Origin of the sequence: Rahnella sp. NRRL B-41462 (assembly GCF_003263525.1) — a bacterium.
In the GTDB taxonomy this organism is placed as follows: Bacteria; Pseudomonadota; Gammaproteobacteria; order Enterobacterales; family Enterobacteriaceae; genus Rahnella; species Rahnella aceris.
Map to the genome: position 1 here is coordinate 35,145 of NZ_JYDF01000083.1, position 8,032 is coordinate 43,176.

11 protein-coding genes are annotated in these 8,032 nt (G+C 52.5%); 2 read left to right on the plus strand and 9 right to left on the minus strand.

The window, feature by feature from the left end:
* Positions 1 to 3 precede the first annotated feature (3 nt).
* From traB to UC14_RS19230, 5 genes are read right to left on the minus strand one after another with little or no spacing between them, the layout of a single operon-like run.
* On the minus strand, positions 4 to 1,395 hold the full coding sequence (traB, locus tag UC14_RS19210) for an F-type conjugal transfer pilus assembly protein TraB (protein ID WP_112198217.1): 1,392 nt from the start codon (positions 1,393 to 1,395) through the stop codon (positions 4 to 6).
* Positions 1,392 to 2,123 carry an F-type conjugal transfer protein TraK gene (gene traK, locus UC14_RS19215; protein ID WP_112198218.1) on the minus strand — a complete coding sequence of 244 codons (732 nt, stop codon included), beginning with the start codon at positions 2,121 to 2,123 and terminating at the stop codon, positions 1,392 to 1,394. Before traK ends, traB begins: the two co-directional genes overlap by 4 nt.
* 4 nt (positions 2,124 to 2,127) lie before the next feature.
* A complete protein-coding gene (locus tag UC14_RS19220; RefSeq protein ID WP_112198219.1) occupies positions 2,128 to 2,727 on the minus strand; it encodes a TraE/TraK family type IV conjugative transfer system protein in 600 nt (199 codons plus the stop codon).
* Between the two features lie 51 nt (positions 2,728 to 2,778).
* The gene (gene traL / locus UC14_RS19225) at positions 2,779 to 3,081 is read right to left on the minus strand and encodes a type IV conjugative transfer system protein TraL (protein ID WP_112198220.1); all 303 of its coding nucleotides are present in this window, start codon (positions 3,079 to 3,081) and stop codon (positions 2,779 to 2,781) included.
* Positions 3,082 to 3,089: 8 nt separating this feature from the next.
* Positions 3,090 to 3,515 carry a type IV conjugative transfer system pilin TraA gene (locus UC14_RS19230; protein WP_112198227.1) on the minus strand — a complete coding sequence of 142 codons (426 nt, stop codon included), beginning with the start codon at positions 3,513 to 3,515 and terminating at the stop codon, positions 3,090 to 3,092.
* 253 nt (positions 3,516 to 3,768) lie between these two features.
* On the opposite strand from UC14_RS19230, the gene UC14_RS19235 reads away from it, so the two are divergent.
* Positions 3,769 to 4,329: an Arc family DNA-binding protein gene (locus UC14_RS19235; RefSeq protein ID WP_224266910.1), complete on the plus strand. Its 561-nt coding sequence runs from the start codon at positions 3,769 to 3,771 to the stop codon at positions 4,327 to 4,329.
* 43 nt (positions 4,330 to 4,372) lie between these two features.
* On the opposite strand, the gene UC14_RS19240 is transcribed toward UC14_RS19235, so the two are convergent.
* Positions 4,373 to 4,762: a relaxosome protein TraM gene (locus UC14_RS19240; protein ID WP_112198222.1), complete on the minus strand. Its 390-nt coding sequence runs from the start codon at positions 4,760 to 4,762 to the stop codon at positions 4,373 to 4,375.
* An 804-nt stretch (positions 4,763 to 5,566) separates the two neighbouring features.
* Between UC14_RS19240 and UC14_RS19245 the strand changes: the two genes are divergently transcribed.
* Positions 5,567 to 6,109 carry a lytic transglycosylase domain-containing protein gene (locus UC14_RS19245; protein ID WP_112198223.1) on the plus strand — a complete coding sequence of 181 codons (543 nt, stop codon included), beginning with the start codon at positions 5,567 to 5,569 and terminating at the stop codon, positions 6,107 to 6,109.
* 127 nt (positions 6,110 to 6,236) lie between these two features.
* On the opposite strand, the gene UC14_RS19250 is transcribed toward UC14_RS19245, so the two are convergent.
* From UC14_RS19250 to UC14_RS19260, 3 genes are all read right to left on the minus strand, one after another.
* A complete protein-coding gene (locus UC14_RS19250) occupies positions 6,237 to 6,527 on the minus strand; it encodes a DUF5983 family protein (protein ID WP_112198224.1) in 291 nt (96 codons plus the stop codon).
* A gap of 57 nt (positions 6,528 to 6,584) precedes the next feature.
* On the minus strand, positions 6,585 to 7,409 hold the full coding sequence (locus UC14_RS19255; RefSeq protein ID WP_112198225.1) for a DUF932 domain-containing protein: 825 nt from the start codon (positions 7,407 to 7,409) through the stop codon (positions 6,585 to 6,587).
* A gap of 93 nt (positions 7,410 to 7,502) precedes the next feature.
* Positions 7,503 to 7,874, minus strand: coding sequence for a hypothetical protein (locus tag UC14_RS19260; protein WP_112198226.1), 372 nt, complete (start codon positions 7,872 to 7,874; stop codon positions 7,503 to 7,505).
* Positions 7,875 to 8,032 lie beyond the last annotated feature (158 nt).

The following is an 8,032-nucleotide window of genomic DNA, read 5'->3' on the forward strand; positions in this document are numbered from 1 at the left end:
CTGTCAGTTAATGGTATCGCCCAGTTTCAGCTGGCTCGCCTGACGCAACACGTCATCAGGATTGAGGACAGCAGCGCGGGTGACGTTATTCACCTGCGTGGATGCATTACCGGCCACCTGCTGCACGTTGTTCTGTGCGTCCCCTTTTTTGTCTTTATCCGCTTCAATGTCTTCAATGGTTTCCAGCCGGAAGCCCTGCTGGAAGACCACGGTCACGCTGTTACCCGCGCCGATATCAATTACCGGGTGATACTGCTCAGCCCGTTTTATCCAGTACTGGCTGAGCGTGTCAGCCGCCTTGCTGGCACCGCCCCCAATCCCCTGCTTAAACACGTCGCCGGCACCCACTGACGCCGTAGCCCCCAGTCCGACTGACGGCGTGGCGGCTGACTTGATGCCTTCCCCGAAGCCAGAGAGCAGCCCTGCCATACCGGCGTAGCCGATGATCTGACCATTACGCATCACCGGCTTGCCGCGAATACCCTGCTTGCCCTGATATGCCACATGTCCGTCAAACGGCATGTCGATATGCTTGCCGTTTTTCAGGATGCAGCTGATGTTTTTGGTTCTGACCTCACCGCGTTCGCTGGAGATGTCCCCCCAGATTTCGCCGGTGACGCGGCACTGGTCCATGTTGTAGGTTTTACCGTTGGGCATGGAGACATCACCAATCAGGGTGATGACCACGGGAGAGGTGTTTTGCTGACCGGTCACGCTGGCGTTGGCATCCGCCCCTTCAATCATTACCGCTTCCGAGAAGGAGCCGGACGGTATCCACGGCAGTTTGGTTTTTTTGGCCTGCAGTGAGGTATAGCTGAAGGTTTTACTGGTCATGCCTCCCAGATGGCCCGAGCCGGTGCCGGGGTAAAAACCGGCACCCTGCCCCTGACCTTGCCCCGGATAGCCCTGCCCGGCACCCGGCCCACGGTTGGGGTCGGTGACGTTCCACTGCGCGGGGCTAGCAGGGCCGGTGGCAACCGGGCCGGTCGTGCCTGCACCGGGGCCGTTGGCTGGCCCGGATGGCGGTGCGCTGGCCACAGGCGACGCCTGCGGCTGACTTTGCAGCTTACTCATGGCGTCCATGATTTTGGAAAGCTGTTGCTTGAGGGCTTCATTTTGCTGCTGCTGGTCGGTTTTGAGCTGGTTCACGCTGCTTTCCAGCGCCGACGTTTTGTTTTGCTGCTGAGCCAGCGCCGCAGTCGCCAGGTTGTCGGTAAAGGAGCTGGTGACCACGCCGCCGGTCATATCGACAGCTTTGGGTTTGGTCGGGTTCTTCAGTTCTGCCTGATGGTGGGTGTATGCCCATATCCCGCCCCCGACGCCGAGAGCCACCGCGACACACACGCCGGTTACGACCCACTGTTTGCGGCGGGTCGTGGTGTTGATGTTACTCATACCCCGCCCTCCGTCGCCGTGGAGAAGATAACCCACACGTACCCTTCACCGCCGGCATAAAGGTTATGGGTGGACAACATCACGGCACGGACACCCTTCTGCCAGAACTGTTTCTCTGAAAGCGATCGCGTGATGTAACCGGTGTTCTTCATGCGATAGCGCATGACCAGCAGGTGCGAGCCAACCAGCTGACGTTCAGGTGTCAACAGGACGCCCGGCAGCGGATTGTAGGCGGGTCCGCGCGCCGCTTTGGCTTCGATATAGTTGTCAGGTACGCCGCCGTTCACCACCGTGCGGGCCACGCTCACCAGCGTTTTCTCCCACGGCTGGCTTTCTTCCCAGGCTTTCGCATCCGGATTAGCCTTCATCGGCACCGACGCAGGGATAAGGTGCAGCGTATGTCCGCTGCCCGGTTTTGGCGTCACGTCAAGAGAGGCGCCGATACCGCTGGCCGTTTCCAGAAAGAGCGTGAAGTTCTGACCGGTCAGCGGCGTGATAAGCAGTGCCCCGTCTTCGGTGTTTTCCTGGGTAAAGGCACCGTCGGGACCGGTGACGCGGGTGATAAGCTCACCCTCAATGACAATTTTGTTCGGGCTGGTATTGCTCAGCTGCGCTTTCAGGTGCGCATCATTTTCAAATACGGTGCCCGCCGGGCCGCTGACGTCGGCCATCGCAGCCGGTACGAGGCAGAGGCCGGCGACGAACGCGGCAAGAAGTCGTGCTTTCATGCGGTTATCCCTGATGCTGTTTTGACACGGGTTGAGAGGGCTGCACTTCGGGGAAGGCGGTCAGACGGATAATGCCGTCCACATATTTCACGTTGAGCCGGTAGGCTTTATGCACATCGGGGATGTCTAACTTCAGGCTGCCGTTAGAGGTACTGGCAGAGAGCGTGCCGCTGACGATGATGTCACCGGTCGCGGGGTCGAACGCTTCATCCTCGATGCGAAACACCGTGGAAATGCCGTTTTTCTTGATGTAATCCGCCTCGACGGCCAGCGCTTTTTTCAGCTCAGACCGGGCTTCGGGCGGCACCCAGCGCAACAGGGCGGCGTGCTGACTGTCAACGGTGTCAGGCGTCACGCTCAGGCGTAAGTTAACAAACGAGCGCACCAGCATGTTGTTCAGGTTGGCATCCCCCTGCGACGCGTCGGAGGTGAATGACCGGTCAAATAACATCGGGGTGGTGATGGTTTTTTGCGTGGTCGCAAAATGCCAGGCCATGGCACCGGTGATGCAGGTGCCCACCAGGCTCAGAGCAAGGAGCGAACCGAGTGACGCCAGAGCCAGCAACGTCACCCGGTTTCGCGTTTCTTTCACTTGATACTTCATCGTTTCTTCCTTCGGGCAGGGAAAAGGCGCCACTCGAAAGTGGCGCATTCGCTATTGCATCCAGTGACGGTTGCCTGAATCAGGCACCCGCCTGAACTGCACCCGGAAAAGCACCGTTGGCAGATACCAGTAAAGAAGGTTTAAGAGCCACCATGAGCCCTGACCTTTTTTAAGGTGTCGGATAAGCAGCCAAAGGACGGCACCCACGCACAGCATCACGATAAAAATGTCGCAGAAGAACCCCGTCACCCCACAAGCAAAAAGCACAAAGGCTTCCTCGGGTGGCAGTCCGGCAACGCGTTTTTGCTGATTGAGGGTTTCCGGGAATCGATATTTCAACGAGTCCTGGTCCATAGAAGGAATTAATTGATGAGGGCGAAGAAAGCGCGGGTGATAAGGATGAGCATAATAAGGCCGGCAAATACCATCGGGTTACGGGTTTTAATAAAACCGGTCACCGACACGATAATTTCAGCCACATATAACACCCATTCCACCGTCGAGCCGTGACCAAAAGTATCATTGGCATCCGCTTTTTGCGTAGCCATTAAATCTGTTGCGTGAACCAGGTGGGGAGAAATAACCACCGCGAGGGCCAGTGCAAAGAAAATAAGAGTTCGCCGGGCGGCGGGAGACTGCGGAATAATAGGTTTAACACGACGAGAATAAAAAACATTAAAGTTAAACTGGAGAGTGCCGATAACCCCCCTCTGGAGATTATGTCCCCCTTCAGGCAAAGCTACCGCTACCCCTTCCGTCATACCGGAATCGGTCATCACTGATTTCATTATAAAAAACCTCGATTTGAGTAATAAAAATGTCAGCGTGCGTAAACAGACGTAACGCTCCCCTATCTTACATTGAGTCAAAAAAAAAAAAACTGTGACGCAAGTCACAGTTTTTTCGGTTTCTAAGATATTTCTTATCATTCACCGGTAGTAGGCTCACACTCTCATTTCCTGTGTTATTTCAATCAGGCACAAAAATATGAAAGTAAAAGAGAAGATATACGAACGGCGCGGCCGTCCGAGAAAATATACAATGGGCGAAGTGCGTTACCGCGTACTCTGGGCGCCTGAAAATCTGCTACTGGAGTTGCGTATTGCCGCCCGCGTTCGCGGGGTAAGCATGAACGATGAGGTGGTGGGCCGGCTGATTCAGTCGCTGGATTTCACCCCGAAAAAACCCATTATTAAAACGGAAGAGGGAGAGCGGTTATTAGCCCTGGCCCGTTTGTTTGATGAGTTTATTCAGTCGCACCTGGATATGCTGCGGGAAAAATATGCCCAGGAAGCGCCGGTGGTGGATGAAAATCGGCAGTTTGTGGCCGGTAAAATGCGGCGTTTCAGCAGCAGTTTTCCGGTGAATTTAAAAAAGGACATGGAAATCAGCGCACGGTTTAATCAGCGCAGTATGAATCAGGAAATCGTTCAGCGCCTGTTAGGGTCACTCAATTATTTCACTGAGCAGCAGTTGCCCGAAAATGAGGAAATAAAACGACTGCGTTCGCTGGCGATGCTGTTCGATGAATTCATTGTGTCGAAGGTGGCGGTAGCGGAGAACCCGTTAACGAATAAGGAAAATAACGAATCGGGATCTTAGTTATCCTGACAAGATATGCCGGGCAACCAGCCCGGCATAAACTTCACTCTTCTGCGATAAAATGTTTTGACTCTGACCTGTCTTCGGCGGCGCTCATGCCGGAGAGATTTCTGTCGAGTAGTTCCTCCAGTTTTTCATTCCCGCTCTCACCGCGCAGCTGCAAATACATTTCTGACATCATGGCCATCATAATGCTGATGCCTTCACGGCTGCCGGAAACTTTGCGTATTAAGTCCCGGTTAAACCCTTCCTGGTCAAAGCTATTTCCTTCTCCCTGGTGTTTTTTCACCATCAGCCCGATGTTAACCAGTTCATTGACCACGGAGGAAAAGTTCACCTCGCCGTGCGTGGCGCCGTTTTGCAACTCAATCTGCACCAGCTCCAGCACTTCCCTTTCGGTTTTTTCTTTGAAATAAATATTGCGTCTGGCCATCTCTTTTTCCTGTGTGTCCGGCAGGGATTTATTGCCGGTAATGTTCGCGTTATTTCCCGATGTATTAGTCAATCGCATGGGTAGGATAAAGCGAAAGGTGTTATTCTGTTGCTGGCGATTATTCTGCCGAAACTCAGTGTGTGTCAATACGGCACTGCAAATTAACATTGTCCGGTTTGGCTTGGGTGTGTTAATCCGGCACCGTGGAAGAATTTCATGTGTGTGAATCAGGCACCGCATGCCGTTTTAGGCGTATTCGCCAGCACTGACGGGTATTTTGATGTGTGTTAATTAGGCACCACCTCAATTATAATGGTGTGTTGATTAGGCACTACACACCATTAGGTGATATTTAATTTATTGATATTTAACTAAACACACTATTATCACACCATGCAGTGCTGGTTAGGGTGCCGGATTGACACACTATCAGGCACTGTAATCACACACAATACGGCACTTCACTAACACACCATCCAGCACTGCAAAGTGTGCTAATTAGCACACTCTTTCAGTGACACTTGTAAAATTTCATTAAAAATTACAGTTAACATCATGAATTACAACAACAAAACTGCAAGATGAAATCTTGCGTGGGGTGTGATGTAAGTTGTAAGAAAAAGCGGCCTGGTGAAATATCCCTATTCTGTTGATTTATTTAATTCCGTGGTGACATCAGAAGGCGTTCGCAGAGCGCCCTGTGCGCGTCTGTAACTAATTATCTTGCATCGGGAAAGGTGAAAGCGTATTTTCGCCAGAAATCACGCCGCGCTTATCCGGCGCATTCCTGGGGAATATAAAATAATGAAATGGTATGCTCTGCTCACGCTGGCGGCGGTGTTTTCTGCCCAGGCCAGCCCGGAAATGTGTTTTAACAAAGCGGGACGCGATTACGGTATTGATCCCCTTTTGTTGACCGCAATTTCAATAAAAGAGTCGCGGCTGAGAATGGACGCCATCAATGACCGTAACCGTAATAAAACAGAAGATGTTTGCGGCATGCAGGTTAACAGTTCACATTATGCGGCGCTGCGAAAATTTGATATTACTCGTGAACGGTTACTGAAAGAACCCTGTACCTGTATTTACACCGGTGCCTGGGTACTCGCACACAATTTCCGGGCTTACGGTAAAAACTGGGACAGCGTCGGCATGTATAACACCGGTCCGTCACCGAAGCTCATCGTGCAACGACGCGCCTACGCAACCGCTATTAAAAATATATATCGCATCCTGCTGGCCACACAAATGATTCAAAATAAACAAATCGCCCAGCGTGACGAAAATCCGCTTCTGGCCAGGTCAACGGCATCAGCCAATACAGACACTAAAGCAAACAATCAATAATGTAACCAGGAGGCGTGCGTATACGTTTTTTGATTTTATGACGCGGGAAGGGAAATAACTCTTGGGAATAATCGGGGAATTATGGGAAATATCCGGCGTTCTTCAATAGCGCCGGATGGATAAAGCGCTACCATTCAAAAACATCGTACCCGTCAAGAGTATCAGCGTCCGGGTCAAAACAGATCATCCCGATTTGGTGTTGTTTGCGCATACAAAAAACCAACGTCCTCACGGGCTTTGAAATCCCCATGTCTTTTAATTTCAATACCGGATACCGGTATTCACGCAGCATTAAAAGATAGCCATAGCCGGTGTCAAATACCCAGGGGAATTTTTCGTTGACGTATTGCGATAAAATTTCTCCATCGCCCGGCGTTATATGTGCCGTGCTGCATGTCATGCCGTTAATCTTTTCCATACTGTTGACCTTATGCACAGGGAGAGCGAACACCCTCCCTAATTTAAATGCGGAGTGTTACGCCTTCATTTTTTTAAACTGTTCGGCAATCATCCACAGCGCCCGGTTTAATTTCACGTCTCCGTCAATACCGTTAATCGCACGCGTCGTGGTGCGCTTTCCTTTTTCGGTGCGGCCGATTAATCCCCCCCGGATCATATTTTCCTGCACCCGCTGAAAGGTCACCCACAAATCATTTTGGCAGTCTTCTCTGCGGCGCGGCATTAATACACTCGCCGGGGTAACGGGGATTTTTTTATCGTCTTCCCCGTAGCGATACATGAGCGCCGCCTGGGCAAACAGGTCTTGTTCATCCCGGTTGAGGGGCATGTCTTTCATGATATTCATGTGCTCCTCGACCTTGTCAAAGATGCCGAGCACCTCATACGCCCCCTCGATAACCTGCCCGGTCACATCGCCTTTGTGCGGAACTCTGACTTCGCCAAAGTCCTCACCGCACACCATGCCGTTCGCGCATACAAATCTGAAAATACCGGGCAGCATCTGATAACTGCTGCTGCCGTCGTGTGAATTGAGCAGGATAATTTCCGGCACTTCGCTGCCGGTGATTTGGCGCTCGCGGCGCAGGCGCAGCATGTGTTTGGTATGGCCTTTTCTGGCCTCATCCCGGACGCGGGTCTGACAGGCAAAGAACGGCTGGAAGCCTTCTTTGCGCAGGCTGTCGAGCAGCTCGATGGTGGGAATATAGGTATAACAGTCACTGCGGGAATCGTGTTTTTCTTCAGAAAAAACGCTTGGGACGACGCTGGCCAGCTCGTCATTGGTCAGCGGACGGTCGCGGCGGATCTGATTTTTGGAACCAAAACGGGAAGCTAAACGCATAATGATATCCTCGATGTTTGTGATGATGCTAAGTCAGTGATGGCGTGATGCAGGAAACACCGGACGGTAAGTTTCGCCGCCCGGTCACAATGGCTAGTCCTCTTCAAACAATTCATTTCGCAGGTCGCAGTAGGCGTTTGCACTGCGTACCAGTGCCGCGTCCGTCAGCGTCAGGCCCTGTTTTTCCGCCGCCTGTACAAAGGCCGGATGGTCTTTTTCCGGCAGACGCTTGAGGTACGCCATTGCGCTGACGATCAGGTTGTATTCATAGATTTCGGCGTGCAGGCCGCAGCCCTGATGGGCTTTTTCACTCAGGCGGGAAATGACCGCATCGGCGCGGATCACATCGAAGGGATGCGTTGACGAAATATCAGTGATAAAGCCGTCCATGCGCAGGGACGTGCTTTTCGCCCCCCATCTTTCGGAAGATTCAGGAGCGGCGGTCTTGACGTTTTGTGTGTGCATTCTTCAGGTCCCCTTCAGGTTAAATGTCATCTCTCGGTGAGTTCTTTCGCGGCAAAGGGCGAAGTAGCGACGACGCACGGGGGAACGCAAGGGCGCCGCAGGCGTGCATTTCACCCTTGCGTTAACCTGGGCGGCGGTGCTACACCCAGCCCTCCGCG

Coding starts and splice junctions, on each gene's coding strand:
- UC14_RS19240 (WP_112198222.1), bottom strand. CDS start 4,762: ATGGCCAGACGCAATATTTATTTCAAAGAAAAAACCGAAAGGGAAGTG.
- traK (WP_112198218.1), bottom strand. CDS start 2,123: ATGAAAGCACGACTTCTTGCCGCGTTCGTCGCCGGCCTCTGCCTCGTA.
- UC14_RS19255 (WP_112198225.1), bottom strand. CDS start 7,409: ATGCGTTTAGCTTCCCGTTTTGGTTCCAAAAATCAGATCCGCCGCGAC.
- UC14_RS19230 (WP_112198227.1), bottom strand. CDS start 3,515: ATGAAATCAGTGATGACCGATTCCGGTATGACGGAAGGGGTAGCGGTA.
- UC14_RS19260 (WP_112198226.1), bottom strand. CDS start 7,874: ATGCACACACAAAACGTCAAGACCGCCGCTCCTGAATCTTCCGAAAGA.
- UC14_RS19220 (WP_112198219.1), bottom strand. CDS start 2,727: ATGAAGTATCAAGTGAAAGAAACGCGAAACCGGGTGACGTTGCTGGCT.
- UC14_RS19245 (WP_112198223.1), top strand. CDS start 5,567: ATGAAATGGTATGCTCTGCTCACGCTGGCGGCGGTGTTTTCTGCCCAG.
- traL (WP_112198220.1), bottom strand. CDS start 3,081: ATGGACCAGGACTCGTTGAAATATCGATTCCCGGAAACCCTCAATCAG.
- UC14_RS19235 (WP_224266910.1), top strand. CDS start 3,769: ATGGGCGAAGTGCGTTACCGCGTACTCTGGGCGCCTGAAAATCTGCTA.
- UC14_RS19250 (WP_112198224.1), bottom strand. CDS start 6,527: ATGGAAAAGATTAACGGCATGACATGCAGCACGGCACATATAACGCCG.
- traB (WP_112198217.1), bottom strand. CDS start 1,395: ATGAGTAACATCAACACCACGACCCGCCGCAAACAGTGGGTCGTAACC.